The following is a 16,450-nucleotide window of genomic DNA, read 5'->3' on the forward strand; positions in this document are numbered from 1 at the left end:
CAAGAGCACCGCGCAACTTGCCACAGATAGTGAAGTGCCAACAATGCGGGTCCCAGAACTACCGCACTAAACCACATCTTGCTGCCGGGGTGGGTTAGTGAAGTTATCAGCACAGGGAATATTACAACCAGTCCTATTATTAACATTACCGATATGACTGACCTGCTGCGCGCGCCGGAGGCACTGGGCCGGATTAGCGCCGCCAAAACAAGCCCGATGGTTCCCAACCATGCGAGTGTGCTGACCAATATGCCAAAGACGTCACCAAACATCGTAAAAAACAGGCTTAGCAGGGCCAAACCAAAGGCAGGCAGAACACCTCCAGCTATATAAACCGCTGACCGAAGAATGCATATCACCATGTACATCTACTCCATCAAAATAATTCTCAAGCTGAATAAACTATCGGGATACTGGATGATTGATAACGTAAACCCACCTTACCCAGGTCTTCGACGCGTGAACTCAAGGATTCACCCACGGCCTGGCAACTTGTAGCTTGATAAGATAACGTTCCTCTGTGGGACGCTTGTCGTCTCTGAAGCGATTGACCACCAGCATCACTTGATACTGATTACCCGCTTGCCAAGTAGACGTGCCGCCTTTGTTCACGTCTCGCAACCGAGCCCGCCATTCGGGAGTGTCAGCAAATGGTGGATCGTCGATGACCCGAATGGGTATCCAGCCACCGTGGCGCCACTGCTTCTGCAGGTTAAGAACTATTTCAAGCGTCTCATCGAGTAATAGCGGCTCGATTTGAGGGGACATACGGACACTTCTGACTAACTCATCACTATCAAAACTAACCGTGAAAAAACGAGCTAGTGGTGTCACGAATCCGAACTGAGGATCCAGGAAACGAAGACGAGCATCCGATCTCGGTAATCTCCCCCAAAAATGCCTAGGAATGGCCGGACCAATGGCCGCGCTTGAGCGCTGACGCATGACTTCCCAAGGCTCGCCAATCGCCAGGGCAATCTCCGGCTCATCCGATAGTGCTCGGACCGCTGCCACTATCAACAGAGTCGCCACTGCGAGTGACAATATCCTGCGTCGCCAATCTATACGTTGCAGCAGACTCATCGCACGCCCCGACCTGCGGCAATGTCGAGAATCGCCTGTTCAATCAGGTGGCGATCAGAGCGCCGCAGCAGCTCATCAAACTGTGTCGCGGCTTTGAGCACAAAGGGCATGCGCTGATGGATATCGGCTAGGTTGGCAAAGTAATCGCTGCTGAAGCCAACGGTCCGTCCGTCTTCGCTGGGAAGGCACTGGCTAGCCAGGGTCAGCTCGACGGCTGCAGCAGCGCCGGAGGGGAAGTTCGTGACATAGGCGAAATGATTGCCACGTAGCAGAAGTACCAGTTGCACGTCGCTGTACATTGCTGATTGCAGAATGTTCTGTTGTTCGTGCCAAGCCAGATGCGCAACGCTTTCGGCAATGTTGCCAGCCTCAATGGCCGCGAAGGCTTGAAGTATTTCCTCATGGTAAGTGCCAAACTCCAGTTTTTCCTGCTCGATCGGCCACAACACAGGTTGTTGTACATGCCCAAATATGTTTTTTCGTGAAGCGAGGCATGTCTTGAGCGCCGACAACCCACGCTCCTTGTAAAAAGCATGCAGCGGAAATACATCCAGAAACAGCGTGGTATTGCCCAGCGCCAGCATGTCGTGCACGTACTGGAGTTGCTTCTGCACGTACGACAATGATTCACCTTCGAACCTGGGACCGCTGGGCAGTGGGTTATTGCGGCTGGCTTGTTCGTATTCCTGTTGCGCTTGTTCACGACGTTGTGAGCTTTGCTGCCGTTCACGCTCGCGTCGCTTGTCGAACAACCCGGAGAATCCTCTGCGGATCGCATCCCTCCAGCGTAATTGCGCTTCATGTTCGGCCTGGATCTTGTCGATCGAATCAGCCGCATGCAGCAAGCCACATCCCACCTGCTTGGAGGCAAAGGCCGCGAGGCCGGCCCATTGGAAACGCTGATCCTCCAGCCACAATCGAGCGTACGCCGCATTGATCGCACGATTACGCACCTTTGGGTCGGCGATCAGGATGCCGCCCGGCGCCACGATAGCTTCGGCTCTTTGCTGATAGCTGCGCCAAAGATTCTGGCAGACCTGTCCCGACTGCTCGTTGTAGCTCGTTACAGGACGGCTTGGCGGCGGGGTGAAGCTGGAGGGGAGTGGCTCGGCTGTCGGTTGTCGTGCTTCGGCCGGCGTGGCGGGTTGGGCGGCAGCTCGGGCAGGTGGCGCAACATTGCCGGATTCTATCCGCTGGCTCCTGAAAGTCTGGTTGGCAATCAGCTTGGGCGGCGGGTCGCACTTGCACTTACACAGATCGTCGTGCAGGGCGGGCTTGCGTCCTTCCCACTCCTCCGACAGACGTGGACCGACGCAGATAATGGTCCCGGTGCTGTCGCATTCCGGGCATTTGACTTCATCGCCTTCGCGGGCCATGGCCTGGCCATTGATACTGCCGCGATGCCAGCCGCTGACGACGGTTCCCTTGACGGTGGTTTTGGCCCCGACGGTGATGTAGTAGCGCCTCATGCGAAATGTGTCCTTGTCAGATCGAAAGGACGCACGCTAGAAGAGGCGAAGTGGAGGAAAAATCAGACGCTTCTTTGATTGATGTAGGTCAATTCTGAAATGAGACTGGATATGGACGTCGGTGTGCTGGCGTTAACCGTCGAACATGAAAATGCCCCGCCAAGTGCGGGGCATTTTTTTGTCCGCGCTATTACTGCGGGTCGAGGTTATCCAACGCCTGATTCACCGCCAGCTCGCCCAGCATGATGACCTGAGCAATCCCCAGCATTGTGCTGCGTTGCGAGCCTTCCAGCAGTCCGGCGAAATCGCTGGCCATGACATTGGCCGAGGCGAGGGATTCGCAGGCGTGGGCCAACAGGGTTTCGGTGTCAAGGCCGGGCGCGATCACGAATGTTCGGCTGGGTTTGCGCGGGGTGGTGTTGATGTGGGCGGAGAGGTTGTCGGTTTTTGGGGGATCAGGGGTAATTTTCAGCATTGATGGAACTCCGGGTGAGAAAAAAGGAGCCATCACCCTCGCTACCAAACGATGGGTGGCGGCCATACGCAGGTTGGTAGACCGGTCACCAGGAACCCGGCGCGTCCGAAGATGCCCTGCGCATGGCCACCATATGAGCAGAGACAGAAACGAACCCTGCAAAGGGTGGCGCAATGCGCCGAGGTGAACACGGGCTACCAAACCCGATCACTGATGTTCAGTGACGCGGAAACGATAGAAGCCGCCCCCCAGGCGCACAAGCCGGCGGATTCTGGCGTAGTCGTAGTCCCTTACGCAAGAATGCGTAGGTTGCGACTGTCAGGAGATGTCGTTCAAGCGGAGGCTTTCATTGCACCGATTGGCCTCATCGCGAGCAAGCTCGCTCCCACGGGGGACCCGGGTGTTCACACAGTCTGTGTTTCACCCGAGATCTTTGTGGGAGCGAGCTTGCTCGCGATGGCGGCGCCGCAGTCTTACTGGATGTCTTCAGGCTTCACGATCACCCAGTTCTTGTCAGCCGTCACCGTCATCCCTTCCTTGGCCTGGGCCGCGGCGTTCTTGGCCATCATGCCCTGGATCTGGGTCATGTACTTGTCCTTGCGATTGACCCACAGGTGGATGCCGCCCTTGGCGACGTCAACACTGTGGAAAAGCATGTAGCCGTCGCTGCTAGGGGTATCGCCGCCAACCAGCACCGGTTTTTTCCACTCGTCGATGTAAGTCAGGATCGCCGCGTGCTTGCCGGCCATCCAGGTCGCCGGGGTCCACAGGTACGGGGTCAGTTCGAGGCCGAGGTTGGCCTTCTCGTCATACTTGCCGGCGGTGATCTGCTTGCGCGCGGTGGTCAGTTCGCCAGTCTTCGGGTCCTTCAGCAGCAGCGACACGCCGATCACGTTCTGCGGTTTGACGTTGTAGCCGTACTTCGGATCGGCCGCGACCATGCGCACCAGTTCTTCGGAGGCGGCGGTCATCACATAGACCTCGATGCCGTTCTCCATCAGCTTGTTGTACAGCTCTTGCTGGCCGGTGTAGATCTTCGGCGGGTTGACGTCGAGTTTCTTGACCACGTCGCCTTCGTAGTAAGTGGCCGGCACCGGTTTGCCGGACGCCATCATCTCGTCGACATAGCCCTTGAGCTCTGTGAGCGTAAAGCCGGAGAACACTTGGGCGACCCATGGATAGCAAACCATGTCGTCGACTTCGCAGAGGCGGTAGTAATAGCTGAACAGGCTTTCCTTGTGGTCGGCGGTGTCCTTGAACGGCATCAGCTTCAGGGAGGGATCGAGCTTGTCGCGGGTGATCAGGCCCTTGTTTTCCATGAACGGCAGCAACGACTCTTCGAGGTCGTAGCGGTAACTGGTGTTGTCCATGTCGAACACCGCGTAGTTACCTTTGTTGGCGTTGGCGGCGATCATCGCCTCCAACGCCTTGGCCTGATCGGCGGGCCAGTGTTTCAGATCCGTTGCAAGTACCTGGCCGGCGAGGCCCAGGCAAAGTGCTGCTGCCAGCAATTTCGGTGCGAACTTCATTGGCTTTCTCCCTGAATGTGAAAGACATCGACGCTAACAAATAAGTGTGACAGTCCTCGCCTGTCAGCGACCGCGCACGTCCCTTTCGCGCCAGTTGCATTTCTGACAGCGACACCCGCTTATTCCAAAAACGACGGAAACCATTCGTTTTTGATATTAATTCATTAGTTTTCAAGCTGTTAGGCTTGCCGGTTCGCAGCTGCCCCGGAAGGTAGCTGGTACAAGTCTGACTCGGAGTTCTCATGAATCTGCCGCTGATCCTCAATCTGCTGGTGTTCCTCGCCCTACTGCTGGGCCTGGCGCAAACCCGCCACACCACCTGGAGCCTGGCGAAAAAAGTCCTGCTCGCACTGGTGCTGGGTGTGGCGTTCGGCGTGGCCTTGCACACCGTTTACGGTGCCGGCAACCCGGTACTCAAAGCCTCGATCGGCTGGTTCGATCTGGTGGGCAACGGTTATGTGCAATTGCTGCAAATGATCGTGATCCCGCTGGTGTTCGCCTCGATCCTCAGCGCCGTGGCCCGCCTGCACAACGCCTCGTCGCTGGGCAAGATCAGCTTCCTGACCATCGGCACGCTGCTGTTCACCACGGCCATCGCGGCGCTGATCGGTATTGGCCTGACCAACCTGTTCGGCCTGACCGCCGAAGGCCTGGTGGCCGGCACCCAGGAAATGGCGCGCCTGCAAACCATCCAGACCGATTACGCCGGCAAGGTCGCCGACCTGAATGTGCCGCAGCTGTTGCTGTCGTTCATTCCGCAAAACCCGTTCGCCGATCTGGCGCGGGCGAAGCCGACGTCGATCATCAGCGTGGTGATTTTCGCGGCGTTCCTGGGTGTCGCGGCCTTGCAATTGCTCAAGGATGATGCCGAGAAAGGTCAGAAAGTGATCAACGCCATCGACACCCTGCAAGCCTGGGTGATGCGCCTGGTGCGCCTGGTGATGAAGCTGACCCCGTATGGCGTGCTGGCGCTGATGACCAAAGTGGTCGCCGGCTCGAACCTGCAAGACATCATCAAGCTCGGCAGTTTTGTCGTGGTGTCTTACATCGGCCTGGGCCTGATGTTTGTGGTGCATGGCGTGCTGGTGTCGGCCGCTGGAATCAATCCGCTGCGCTTCTTCCGCAAGATCTGGCCGGTGCTGACGTTTGCCTTCACCAGCCGCTCCAGCGCAGCGACGATTCCGTTGAGCATCGAAGCGCAGACCAGTCGCCTGGGCATTCCGCAGTCCATCGCCAGTTTTGCTGCCTCGTTCGGCGCGACCATTGGCCAGAACGGTTGTGCCGGTCTGTACCCGGCGATGTTGGCGGTGATGGTGGCGCCGACTGTGGGCATCAATCCGCTGGACCCATTGTGGATCGCGACGCTGGTGGCGATTGTCACGCTGAGTTCGGCCGGTGTGGCAGGTGTGGGTGGCGGCGCGACGTTTGCCGCATTGATCGTGCTACCGGCGATGGGCTTGCCGGTTTCGCTGGTGGCGTTGCTGATTTCGGTCGAACCGCTGATTGATATGGGGCGTACGGCGTTGAACGTCAGTGGGTCGATGACGGCGGGGGCGATTACCAGCCAGGTGATGCAGCAGACTGATAAAGAATTGCTGGATGCGGATGAGCATTCGGCGTTGGTGCAGGCTTAAGTAGCGCCTGACAGACCGCTATCGCGAGCAGGCTCGCTCCTACATTGGATCTGTGGTCGACACAAATCCCCTGTAGGAGTGAGCCTGCTCGCGATGCTTTTAGGCTTTTTCCCAGACTTCGAAGTTGTACGCCGGTTTGTCGCCTTCGGCCGGGTTCGGCACATTCGACACCAGTTTCCACTGGCTCAAATCAAACTCCGGAAACCACGCATCCCCTTCCGGGCTCAGCGCCACGCGGGTCAGGTACAACCGATCAGCCTGCGCCAGCCCTTGCGCATACAACTGCGCGCCACCAATCAGCATCAGCTCATCGACGCCCTGTTCTTTCGCCCATGCTTCGGCACGAACAACGGCAGCTTCCAGCGACGGATAAACCTCCGCGCCTTCCAGCACCAGATCCGCCTGACGGCTGACCACGATGTTCAAGCGGCCCGGCAGCGGGCGACCGAGGGAGTCCCAGGTCTTGCGGCCCATGATGATCGGCTTGCCAAGGGTGGTGGCCTTGAAATATTTGAAGTCCCCCGGCAAGTGCCAGGGCATGCTGTTGTCGACGCCGATCACACGGTTTTCACCGAGGGCTGCGATCAGGCTGAGGGGGAGTGATTTAGTCATGCCGGCGAGGATACCAGAGCCTCGCTTTCGCCGATAAGCGCCACAGCGGTTATGCTCACAGCTCAATTAAGCGACGGGATGCCGCGTGACTGAACTGAATAACCTCTGGCTGACAGAAACCATCCGCCTGCGCGAAGAGTACGCCGGCCCTCTGGAAGACCTTGAAGCCAACCGACTGGCCCGCAGCGCCGGCGGCGATTTGCCGTCGCGCATTCAACGCCGGGCACTGTGGCTGGCCGAGCGCGATGGACTGGCCGATGCTCTCAAGCACTGGTTGCAAGGCGCGCGACTGGCGCTGATCGTCATGGCGGTGCTGGCCGTGATTAGCGGCGCCGGTCTGGCCTTTGCTGCAATGGGCGATGGCCTGCACCCGGTGAATGTGTTCTGGGCCTTGGGCAGCCTGCTCGGGCTCAATCTGATCCTGCTGCTGAGCTGGGCCCTGGGCCTGGTATTTGCCGGCGAACACGGCGCCAGCCTCGGCCGCCTGTGGTTGTGGCTAAGTGAAAAATTCGCCCGGGATGCCAAAGCCGCACAACTGGCTCCGGCCCTGCTGCTATTGCTGCAACGGCAGAAACTCAATCGCTGGGCCATCGGCGTGCTGGTCAACGGCCTGTGGCTGTTGGCGATGCTCAGCGCGCTGGTGATCCTGCTGACGCTGATGGCGACCCGACGCTACGGCTTCGTCTGGGAGACCACCATCCTCAGTGCCGACACCTTTATTGCCGTGACCCAGGCCCTCGGCGCGCTGCCGGCCCTGCTCGGTTTCAGTGTGCCGACCGAGGAGATGATCCGCGCCAGTGGCGACGCCGCACTGAACATCGAAAGTGCCCGCCAAGCCTGGGCCGCCTGGTTGGTAGGTGTGTTGCTGGTTTACGGCGTGGTGCCGCGCCTGCTGCTCGCGCTGTTTTGCCTGTGGCGCTGGAAGACGGGCCAAACGGCGCTGCGTCTGGATTTGAACCTGCCCGGTTACGCACAGCTGCGCGAACGCTTGATGCCCACCAGCGAACGTCTCGGCATCAGCGATGCGGCGCCTGAGCAACTGCATCGCGTCGAAAGTGGCGTCAGCGAACAACAAAGTGATGGTGCCTTATTGGTCGCCATCGAGCTGGACGACGACCGTCCGTGGCCACCGCAATTGCCAAAAAACGTCAGCAACGCCGGCATCCTCGACAGCCGCGAATCGCGACACAAACTCCTCGAACAACTGAGCCGCTTTCCCCCGGCGCGCCTGGCCATTGCGTGCGATCCACGGCGCTCGCCGGATCGCGGCAGCCTGGCGCTGATCGCCGAACTGGCCCGCAGTGCCAGCGCCACCCGCGTGTGGTTGTTGCAGGCGCCTCCCGGTGAAGCGCTGGACGCCGAACGCCTGGGCGACTGGCACATGGCGCTGCAACAGCTTGAGTTGCCGTTTGCCGATTGTGCACCGATGAACTGGCTGGAGACGGGTCATGACTGACACCTGGAAGCAGCCGCTGAAACTCGCCGTGGTCGGCCACACCAACGTCGGCAAAACCTCGTTGCTGCGCACCCTGACCCGCGACGTCGGCTTCGGTGAAGTGTCCCATCGCCCCAGCACCACGCGGCACGTCGAAGGTGCACGGTTGTCGGTGGACGGCGAGCCCTTGCTCGATCTCTACGACACCCCGGGCCTGGAAGACGCCATCGCCCTGCTCGACTACCTCGAACGTCTGGAGCGCCCCGGCGAACGCCTCGACGGCCCGACGCGGCTGGCGCGTTTCCTCGATGGCAGCGAAGCCCGGCAACGCTTCGAACAGGAAGCCAAGGTACTGCGCCAGTTACTGGCGTCGCACGCCGGGCTCTACGTGATCGACGCCCGGGAGCCGGTGCTGGCCAAGTATCGCGACGAGCTGGAAGTACTGGCCAGTTGCGGCAAACCCTTGCTGCCGGTGCTGAACTTCGTCAGCAGCGCCAATCACCGCGAACCGGCCTGGCGTGAGGCGCTGGCGCGGCTGGGCTTGCATGCCTTGGTGCGCTTTGACAGCGTCGCGCCGCCGGAGGATGGCGAGCGTCGACTCTATGAAAGTCTCGCCCTGCTGCTGGAGTCTGCCCGGCCGCAACTCGAACACCTGATCGCCGATCAGCAAGCCCAGCGTCTGGCTCGCCAACAAAGCGCAGAGCGATTGATCGCCGAATTACTGATTGATTGCGCGGCTTGCCGGCGCAGCGTGGTCAGTGAAGCCGAACAGGAACAACAGGCGATCAGCGAACTGCGCAAAGCCGTACGCCAGCGTGAGCAGCGTTGTGTCGAGGCCCTGCTCAAGCTCTACGCCTTCCGCCCACAGGATGCCGCCGCCAGTGATTTGCCGCTGCTCGACGGCCGTTGGGGCGACGATTTGTTCAATCCGGAAACCCTGAAACAACTGGGCGTGCGGGTCGGTGGCGGAATCGCTGCCGGCGCAGCGGCCGGAGCCGGGGTCGATTTGCTGGTGGGTGGCATCACCCTGGGCGCGGCGGCATTGGCCGGAGCGATTGCCGGCGGCGCCCTGCAAACCGCCCGCAGTTATGGCAGCCGCTTGCTCGGCAAGCTCAAGGGCCAGCGCGAACTGACGGTGGATGACAACGTGCTGCGGCTGTTGGCGCTGCGCCAGCGGCAATTGCTGCAAGCGCTCAATGCCCGTGGGCATGCGGCGATGGACAGTATTCAGGTGGCGACGCCACAGGATAAAACCTGGCGCGAAGGCAAACTGCCCGAGGCGCTGAACAAGGCGCGGGCGCATCCGCAGTGGTCGTCGCTCAATCCTCATCCCAAGTTGAATCAGGCGGAGCGGCAGGAGCAAGTTGAAGTGTTGGCGCAGCAGCTGTAGTCACCTGAACATTTTTGTTGTTTGAACTGACGCCATCGCGAGCAGGCTCGCTCCTACAGGGGATTTGTGTCGATCCCAGATCCAGTGTGGGAGTGAGCCTGCTCGCGATGGCAGCAACTCGGTATCACTGGCTTTACGCCGCCAACAACCGCACCGCTTTGCCCTTCAACACCGCCAGATCTATCACCGGCACATGCATCTCTTTCGCCATTTCATCCCACCGGCGCATGCGCAAACTCACGGCACACAACGGGTCCTGCTCGAACGCCTCAGCCTCTTCAGCCGTCATCACCCCGCCCTGATATTCCAGGGTTCGGCGACTGGCTTCACTCAAGCGCTCGTAGTATCCCGCCTCCTTGAGCGTCAGGTAACGCTTGGCCTGCACGTGGTATTCGACCAGCCGCGCCATGCGCTCGCTGAATCCAGCGCGGCGCAGATAATCCGCGCCCAGGCGTTCATGGCTGACCACACCGAAACCGCCCATGTTCTCTGCGCTTTCGGTGCAGATATGCCCGATGTCGTGAAAGAACGCCGCCAGAATCACCTCATCATCGAAGCCTTCGGCCATGGCCAGCTCCGCCGCCTGGGACATGTGCTCGATCTGCGACACCGGCTCGCCGATGTAGTCGCTGTCACCAAAGCGCTCGTACAAACCGAACACCTCGGCAATCACCTGTTCATTACGCTCCATCAGATTTCCCCCAACACAGCTGCGATGTTTCGTTCAGCCATCGCCGGCCCGACGCTCATGCCGACACCGGTGTGCATCAACGCCACGCCCAGGCCTTTTGCCGGGCGCAAGAACGAGAACGGCCCCGGCCCCCGTGAACCATAGACCCCCTGCCAGCGTTCGACCACTTGCACCTTGCAGCCCAGGGTTTGCTCGGCCAGCTCGATCATCCAGTCGTCGACCTGCTCGGCATTGAAGGGTGACGGATCGCTGCCGTAATGGTGCGAATCACCAATGATCAATTCGCCATAGGGCGTCGGGCTGATCAGCAGGTGGATGCCGTTTTCGTGCAGGTGCGGCGCGTACCGCAGGATTTCTGCCTGTACAGCCGCGGCCTCCGGCAAATCGGCGAAGGCGCCGTAGTGCACACAACTCAAACCGGTGAGCAATGCGTGTTGCAGGTTGAGGTTGATTTGCGGGCGAGCGCGGAGCATTTGCAGGCGGCAGATTTGCGGCTCGAGCTCGGCGATCTGTTCGGCCAGCAGCGTCTGATAATCGTGGCCGGAGCAGACGATGATCTGCTCGGCACTGAAGCTGCCAGCGGTGCTGTGCAGGCGACCAGGCTCGATATCGCGCACCAGGGTGGAGAAGTGAAACTTGACGCCCAGGTCGCGACGCAGGAAGTCGATCAGCGCCGGAATCGCTTCACGGGAATACAGTTGCTGATCGTCCATACCGTGCAACGCAGCACGGTGATGGCGGAACTGGCCGCCGTACAAATCGCGCAATGCAGCACCGCGCAGCAGGTCGACACGATAACCGTGTTCAACCGCGCGACCGTCGCAGAAGGCTTCCAGCAACTGCTCTTCCGCTTCGGTGCGGGCGAACAGGTACGAGCCATTGCGCTTGAGTTGCAGGCCGGCGAGCTGTGCCCAGTCGCCCCAGATTCCGCGACTGGCGCGGGCCAGTTCCAGCATCGGTCCCGGCGGTTGGCCAGTGACCAGTGCCTGGCCGAAGTTACGCACCGATGCGCCAACAGGCGTTTCGCTGCGCTCGAAAACCGTGACCTTCAGACCGCGCTTGGCAGCGGCATACGCGTGGGACAAACCCAGGATGCCGGCGCCGACGATCAGCATGTCGTTGTGGTGTGTCATGGAGTTTTGTCCTGAATTCGAAACCGCCATCGCGAGCAGGCTCGCTCCCACAGGAGAACGCATTCCAATGTGGGAGCGACCCTGCTCGCGAAGAGGCCCTGTCAGCCGATGAAGACCTTACTTGGCCACCACTTTCTCGGACTTGCCGTCATAGCGCTTGCGCCATTCGGTCAGGATCTCGTCGCGGTTCTTCGAGGCCCAGGCAAAGTCGTTCTTGATCAGGCGCTGTTCGTAGTCGGCCGGCAGTTCGGTCTGTGGCTTGGCGATGCCAGGCTGTGCGAGTACGGCGAAGTTTTCTTTGTAGAGATCCATCGCCTCAGGGCTGGCGGAGAAGTCAGCCAGTTTCTTCGCCGCTTCTTCGTGGGCGGTGCCCTTGATCACCGCAGTCGCTTCGATCTCCCAGCCCAGGCCTTCCTTCGGCAGGATGATGTCCAGCGGTGCACCCTGGCGTTTCAGCTGAACCGCCGGGTATTCGAAGGAAATACCGATCGGGAATTCGCCAGCCGCCGCCAGTTTGCAAGGCTTGGAGCCGGAGTGAACGTACTGGCCGATGTTCTGGTGCAGGCCGTCCATGTAGGCCCAGCCCTGCTTCTCGCCGAAGGTTTGCAGCCAGGCGCTGACATCGAGGAAACCGGTGCCGGACGAGGCCGGGTTGGGCATGACGATCTTGCCTTTGTACTCAGGCTTGGTCAGATCTTGCCAGCTCACAGGCTTGGTCAGGCCCTGTTTTTCGGCTTCGACGGTGTTGAAGCAAATGGTCGCGGCCCAGACGTCCATGCCGACCCAGGCTGGCGGGTTGGCAGCGTCGCGGTAGTTGGCGCCGATCTTGCCCAGGTCTTTCGGTGCGTAGCTTTGCAGCATGCCTTGCTGATCGAGAATCGCCAGGCTTGAAGCGGCCAGGCCCCACACGGCGTCAGCCTGCGGGCGGGCTTTTTCGGCCAGCAGTTTGGCGGTGATGATGCCGGTGGAATCGCGCACCCATTTGATTTCGACGTCCGGGTTGGCCTTTTCGAAAGCCTCTTTGTAGGTCTTCAGTTGTTCGGCTTCGAGGGCGGTGTACACCGTCAACTCGGTTTTCGCCGCAAAGGCGTTCAGGCTGAAAGCGGTGAGGACAGCGGCGGCCAGGGCCATAGGCTTGAACATGATCTTTTCCTGTTTTTGAGTTGAGGGGTTGTGCAGATTCAATGACCGGGCGCGGTCTGCCGCCAGGCCTGGGAGCGGCGCAGCAAACCGCGCGAGGTCCAGGCCAGCAGCAGGGACACGCCCGCCGAGGTAATCAGGATCAGGGTCGACATCGCTGCCGCACCGCCGACGTTGCCGGCGTCGTCCATGTTCAGCACCGCCACCGCCGCGAGGATGGTGTCGGGGCTGTAGAGAAAGATCGCCGCCGAGACGGTGGTCATGGCCGAGACGAACAGGTAGCGCACGATGTCCAGTAGCGCCGGCAGGCAGATCGGCACGGTGACCCGCAGGTAGTGGCGGTACAGCGGCGCCTTGAGCGACAGCGCGGCGGCTTCAAACTCGGCGTCGAGCTGACGCAGCGCGGTGGTCGCGGTCATTTGCGCGGTGGTCAAATAGTGAGCGATGGTGCAGACGATCAGCAGGGTCATCGTGCCGTAGAGCACATGCAGCGGGTTGCCGGTGAGGTTGAAGAAGAAGACGTAACCCAGCCCCAGCACCAGGCCCGGCACCGCCATCGGTACGAAACTGAGCATACGCAAGGTCAGGTTCAGGCCGCGCTGGCCCTTGGTTTTTTCCATCAGGTAGGCGCCGGTGAAAATCAGCAGGCTGCCAATCAGCGCCGTGCCCAAGGCCATCTTCAGGCTGTTGCCGTAGGCCAGCCAGCCACCGCCGGCGGTTTCGTTGAACTGGTAATGGTTGAGCGACAGCGACAGGTTGTACGGCCAGAACTTCACCAGGGACGAGAACACCGCCATGCCGAACACCAGCAGCAACGCGGCGCAGATCAGCAGGACGATGGTCAGGTAGCAACCGTCGCGCAGCTTCGACGGCGCGGGCTTGAACACCTGGGCGCGACCGCTCATGGAGTCGCCGTGGCGTCGACGCAACCAGGCATCGACCCCGAAACTGAACAGTGCCGGCAGTAACAGCACCATGCCGATCAACGCGCCACGACCGAACTGTTGCTGGCCAACCACAGCCTTGTAGGCCTCCAGCGCCAACACCTGATAGTCGCCACCGACCACCACGGGCACGCCGAAATCGGTGATGGTCAAGGTGAACACCAGGCAGAATGCGGCGAACACGGCCTGACGCGTCGCTGGCCAGGTGATGCTACGAAAGGCCTTTGCAGGACTCGCGCCCATGCTGGAGGCCGCATCGAACAGTCGCGCATCGGCCAGGGACAGGGCCGACAGAAGAATCATCAAGGCGTGCGGGAAGGTGTAGATGACTTCGCCGAGCACAATGCCCCAGAAGCCGTAGATGTTGTCCGAGAGCAGGCCACGCAGCATGCCCTGGTTGCCGAACAGGTAAACCAGCGCAATCCCTGGCAGCATCGACGGCGCCATCAATGGCAGCAGCGAAATACCGCGCCAGATGCCCTTGGCGGGAATCAAGGTGCGTTGCAGCGCGTAGGCAAACAGGTAGGCCAGCGGTACGACAATCGCCGCGACGCTGAGGGAAACCTTCAGGCTATTACCGAGCAACCAGTGAAAGTTCTCGCTGGTCACCAGCTCTTTCGCTGCGACCCAGCCACCGCCCTGCCCGGCCTCGGCGCTGAAGCCGCGCCAGAAGATTGCCAGCAACGGCATCAATACGGCAACACCCAACAACACCAGCATGAGGACCTTGCCGCCGACCACGAACAACCGGTCACCGACCTCGGCGCGGGTGGTCTGCCGAACCTGCTTGTGCGGCAGCGGCAGCGCGATATTCGCGCTCATCAGGCAAACACCTGCAGGCTGCGCGGCGGCAAGGCGACCATGATCTGCTGGGCGCCAAGGCGCGGCATGGCTTCCGGTGCCAGCTCCGCCAACAATGCATGCCCCGGCAATTGATCGAGTTCAAAGCTCATGCGGCAGCGGTTGCCGAGGAAGGTGATTTCACGAACCTTGGCCGGGAACAGGTTTTCCTCGTGCACCAGCGGGTTGACGTTGATCGCTTCCGGACGGCAGAACAATCGGCCCGACGCGGTCTTGGCGCTGCCATCGGCCAGGCGCATGTTCAGCCCGCCGACCTGGGCGTGGCTGTCGCTGCTGCGCTGGAACGGTAACCAGTTACCCTGGCCGACGAACTCCGCCACGAATGGCGTGGCCGGGCGGTTGTAGATTTCCTGCGGCGTGGCGTATTGCTCGACCTTGCCGTTATTCATCACGGCGATGCGGTCGGCCATCAGCATGGCCTCGTCCTGATTGTGAGTGACCATCAGGGTGGTGATGCCGAGGCTGCGTTGCAGCTGGCGCAGTTCGGTGCACAGATGCTCACGCACCCGGGCATCGAGGGCCGACATCGGCTCGTCGAGCAGCAACAGAGAAGGTGCCGGAGCCAGGGCGCGAGCCAGTGCCACACGTTGCTGCTGACCACCGGACAACTGGCCCGGGTATTTTTTCTCGCTGCCGGTCAGGCCGACCAGTTCCAGCATCTGGCCGACACGACGGCGCACTTCGTCGCGACCACTGCCGGCGAGGCCGTAGGCAATGTTCGCTTCGACAGTAAGATTGGGGAACAACGCGTAGGACTGGAACAAAATGCCGTAGTCCCGCGCCTGGGGCGCCAGGTGGGAAACGTCGCGATCACCCAGGTACAACTCGCCGCTGTCCTGTTTTTCCAGACCGGCGATGCATCGCAGCAAGGTGGTCTTGCCACAGCCCGATGGGCCCAGCAGACACACCAGTTCACCGGCCGCCACGTCGAGTGAGACGTTGTCCAGCGCGGTGAAGGCGCAAAAACGCTTCTGTACACCGCGCACCTTCATCGGTGCGCCGGGGTTGGTCAGGGCAGTTGCGATCGAGTTGTTCATGGACGGACCTCATCTAGCAGATGGGGCCATCCTAGAGTTGTAATGAGTCCGTCATATGGCAGTAAGGCAAAAACTGCCGATAGTGGTATTCAAGGATTTGGGTACTCCTGTGCTGACTGCTCGCGATGAGGCCGGGACAGGCAAAGAAGATCTCAAGCCGGGGCCATTTCCTGCGCCAACCCCAGGAACGCCGCCGGCAGCCGCGCGTTTTTGCGTTCCTTGAGGCAGTACAGGTATTCGGGAATCTGTGGCGCATTCTCGATGGTCAGCACCCGCAGTTGCGGATCATGGGGCACTTCCTGGCGGGCAATGATGCTGATGCCGATGTTGCGCAGCACTGCTTCGCGGATCGATTCGCGGCTGCCGATTTCCAGCAGCGGACCGAAACACACGCCGGCGCTGGCCAGCAACTCTTCGGTCAGGCGACGGGTGGTTGAGCCCGGTTCGCGCATCAGCAGGGTGTGCCCGGCCAGGGCGCCGAGCGGCACGTGATCGTGAACCGCCAGCGGATGATTGCGATGCACTGCCAGCACCAGCGGATCGCTGCCGAGCACCCGTCGAACCAGTCGCGCGTCATCGAGCAACTGCGACGACGCCGCGACATCGACCCGGTAATCCTCCAGCGCTTCGAGCACTTGCTGGGAGTTGCCGATCTCCACCGAAACTTCGACCAGCGGCAGGCGCTCGCGGAAGGTTTTCACCAAGTCGAGGATGTAATACGGCGCCGTGGCAGCTATGCGCAACGTGCCCTGGATCTGGCCGCAGTTACGCAGGAAAAACTCGATATCGGCTTCCTGCTGCATCAGCACCTTGACCATCGGCAGCAGCCGCGCGCCCTCCTCGCTGACGCTGAGACGCCGGCCGCCGCGGTAGAACAGCTCGACCGAATACTGGCTTTCGAGGTTGCGGATCTGCGTCGTCACCGTCGGCTGGCTCAGGCCGAGCTTTTTGGCAGCCTGGGTAATGCTGCCCAGGCGGGCCACCATGTAAAACGCCTTCAGCTCCGCACTCAGCACA

Annotated in this window: 14 protein-coding genes; 3 read left to right on the forward strand and 11 right to left on the reverse strand. The window is 60.8% G+C overall.

What is annotated here, in order from left to right; all coding sequences use genetic code 11:
- Positions 1-465: 465 nt before the first annotated feature.
- The 4 genes from AABM52_RS28990 to AABM52_RS29005 all read right to left on the reverse strand — a co-directional run bounded on the left by AABM52_RS28990 (position 466) and on the right by AABM52_RS29005 (position 4,556).
- Positions 466-1,083, reverse strand: a complete 618-nt coding sequence (locus AABM52_RS28990) for a hypothetical protein (RefSeq protein ID WP_347909608.1) — start codon at positions 1,081-1,083, stop codon at positions 466-468.
- The gene (locus AABM52_RS28995; RefSeq protein ID WP_347909609.1) at positions 1,080-2,552 is read right to left on the reverse strand and encodes a PAAR domain-containing protein; all 1,473 of its coding nucleotides are present in this window, start codon (positions 2,550-2,552) and stop codon (positions 1,080-1,082) included. Before AABM52_RS28995 ends, AABM52_RS28990 begins: the two co-directional genes overlap by 4 nt.
- A 190-nt stretch (positions 2,553-2,742) precedes the next feature.
- The gene (locus AABM52_RS29000; protein ID WP_347909610.1) at positions 2,743-3,027 is read right to left on the reverse strand and encodes a DUF6124 family protein; all 285 of its coding nucleotides are present in this window, start codon (positions 3,025-3,027) and stop codon (positions 2,743-2,745) included.
- Positions 3,028-3,500: 473 nt separating this feature from the next.
- Positions 3,501-4,556, reverse strand: a complete 1,056-nt coding sequence (locus AABM52_RS29005; RefSeq protein ID WP_347909611.1) for a haloacid dehalogenase-like hydrolase — start codon at positions 4,554-4,556, stop codon at positions 3,501-3,503.
- Between the two features lie 242 nt (positions 4,557-4,798).
- Here AABM52_RS29005 and AABM52_RS29010 point away from each other — a divergent pair, with 242 nt between their 5' ends.
- A complete protein-coding gene (locus AABM52_RS29010; protein WP_347909612.1) occupies positions 4,799-6,190 on the forward strand; it encodes an L-cystine transporter in 1,392 nt (463 codons plus the stop codon).
- 99 nt (positions 6,191-6,289) lie between these two features.
- Here the strand turns inward: AABM52_RS29010 and AABM52_RS29015 are convergent, their stop codons facing one another.
- A complete protein-coding gene (locus tag AABM52_RS29015; RefSeq protein ID WP_347909613.1) occupies positions 6,290-6,802 on the reverse strand; it encodes a dihydrofolate reductase in 513 nt (170 codons plus the stop codon).
- An 85-nt stretch (positions 6,803-6,887) separates the two neighbouring features.
- On the opposite strand from AABM52_RS29015, the gene AABM52_RS29020 reads away from it, so the two are divergent.
- Together AABM52_RS29020 and AABM52_RS29025 are read left to right on the forward strand one after the other, a co-directional pair.
- The gene (locus AABM52_RS29020; RefSeq protein ID WP_347909614.1) at positions 6,888-8,258 is read left to right on the forward strand and encodes a DUF2868 domain-containing protein; all 1,371 of its coding nucleotides are present in this window, start codon (positions 6,888-6,890) and stop codon (positions 8,256-8,258) included.
- A complete protein-coding gene (locus tag AABM52_RS29025; protein ID WP_347909615.1) occupies positions 8,251-9,627 on the forward strand; it encodes a GTPase/DUF3482 domain-containing protein in 1,377 nt (458 codons plus the stop codon). The genes AABM52_RS29020 and AABM52_RS29025 overlap by 8 nt, the downstream gene beginning before the upstream one ends.
- A gap of 133 nt (positions 9,628-9,760) precedes the next feature.
- On the opposite strand, the gene AABM52_RS29030 is transcribed toward AABM52_RS29025, so the two are convergent.
- From AABM52_RS29030 to AABM52_RS29055, 6 genes are all read right to left on the reverse strand, one after another.
- On the reverse strand, positions 9,761-10,318 hold the full coding sequence (locus AABM52_RS29030) for a phosphonate degradation HD-domain oxygenase (protein ID WP_347909616.1): 558 nt from the start codon (positions 10,316-10,318) through the stop codon (positions 9,761-9,763).
- Positions 10,318-11,451 (reverse strand): TIGR03364 family FAD-dependent oxidoreductase, encoded by a 1,134-nt coding sequence (locus AABM52_RS29035; protein ID WP_347909617.1) that lies wholly within the window; start codon positions 11,449-11,451, stop codon positions 10,318-10,320. The genes AABM52_RS29030 and AABM52_RS29035 overlap by 1 nt, the downstream gene beginning before the upstream one ends.
- A 117-nt stretch (positions 11,452-11,568) precedes the next feature.
- A complete protein-coding gene (locus AABM52_RS29040) occupies positions 11,569-12,594 on the reverse strand; it encodes a putative 2-aminoethylphosphonate ABC transporter substrate-binding protein (RefSeq protein ID WP_347909618.1) in 1,026 nt (341 codons plus the stop codon).
- Between the two features lie 38 nt (positions 12,595-12,632).
- Entirely contained in the window at positions 12,633-14,357 is a 1,725-nt protein-coding gene (locus AABM52_RS29045) for a putative 2-aminoethylphosphonate ABC transporter permease subunit (protein ID WP_347909619.1), read from the reverse strand.
- Entirely contained in the window at positions 14,357-15,433 is a 1,077-nt protein-coding gene (locus tag AABM52_RS29050; RefSeq protein WP_347909620.1) for a putative 2-aminoethylphosphonate ABC transporter ATP-binding protein, read from the reverse strand. The genes AABM52_RS29045 and AABM52_RS29050 overlap by 1 nt, the downstream gene beginning before the upstream one ends.
- Before the next feature lie 152 nt (positions 15,434-15,585).
- Positions 15,586-16,449 carry a LysR family transcriptional regulator gene (locus AABM52_RS29055; protein ID WP_347909621.1) on the reverse strand — a complete coding sequence of 288 codons (864 nt, stop codon included), beginning with the start codon at positions 16,447-16,449 and terminating at the stop codon, positions 15,586-15,588.
- Position 16,450 lies beyond the last annotated feature (1 nt).

Origin of the sequence: Pseudomonas grandcourensis, from assembly GCF_039909015.1 — a bacterium.
In the GTDB taxonomy this organism is placed as follows: domain Bacteria; phylum Pseudomonadota; class Gammaproteobacteria; order Pseudomonadales; family Pseudomonadaceae; genus Aquipseudomonas; species Aquipseudomonas grandcourensis.

What these genes read in the sequence shown, in the direction of transcription:
- AABM52_RS28990 (WP_347909608.1), bottom strand. Translation starts at nt 1,083, where the DNA reads ATGAGTCTGCTGCAACGTATAGATTGGCGACGCAGGATATTGTCACTC.
- AABM52_RS28995 (WP_347909609.1), bottom strand. Translation starts at nt 2,552, where the DNA reads ATGAGGCGCTACTACATCACCGTCGGGGCCAAAACCACCGTCAAGGGA.
- AABM52_RS29000 (WP_347909610.1), bottom strand. Translation starts at nt 3,027, where the DNA reads ATGCTGAAAATTACCCCTGATCCCCCAAAAACCGACAACCTCTCCGCC.
- AABM52_RS29005 (WP_347909611.1), bottom strand. Translation starts at nt 4,556, where the DNA reads ATGAAGTTCGCACCGAAATTGCTGGCAGCAGCACTTTGCCTGGGCCTC.
- AABM52_RS29010 (WP_347909612.1), top strand. Translation starts at nt 4,799, where the DNA reads ATGAATCTGCCGCTGATCCTCAATCTGCTGGTGTTCCTCGCCCTACTG.
- AABM52_RS29015 (WP_347909613.1), bottom strand. Translation starts at nt 6,802, where the DNA reads ATGACTAAATCACTCCCCCTCAGCCTGATCGCAGCCCTCGGTGAAAAC.
- AABM52_RS29025 (WP_347909615.1), top strand. Translation starts at nt 8,251, where the DNA reads ATGACTGACACCTGGAAGCAGCCGCTGAAACTCGCCGTGGTCGGCCAC.
- AABM52_RS29030 (WP_347909616.1), bottom strand. Translation starts at nt 10,318, where the DNA reads ATGGAGCGTAATGAACAGGTGATTGCCGAGGTGTTCGGTTTGTACGAG.
- AABM52_RS29035 (WP_347909617.1), bottom strand. Translation starts at nt 11,451, where the DNA reads ATGACACACCACAACGACATGCTGATCGTCGGCGCCGGCATCCTGGGT.
- AABM52_RS29040 (WP_347909618.1), bottom strand. Translation starts at nt 12,594, where the DNA reads ATGTTCAAGCCTATGGCCCTGGCCGCCGCTGTCCTCACCGCTTTCAGC.
- AABM52_RS29045 (WP_347909619.1), bottom strand. Translation starts at nt 14,357, where the DNA reads ATGAGCGCGAATATCGCGCTGCCGCTGCCGCACAAGCAGGTTCGGCAG.
- AABM52_RS29050 (WP_347909620.1), bottom strand. Translation starts at nt 15,433, where the DNA reads ATGAACAACTCGATCGCAACTGCCCTGACCAACCCCGGCGCACCGATG.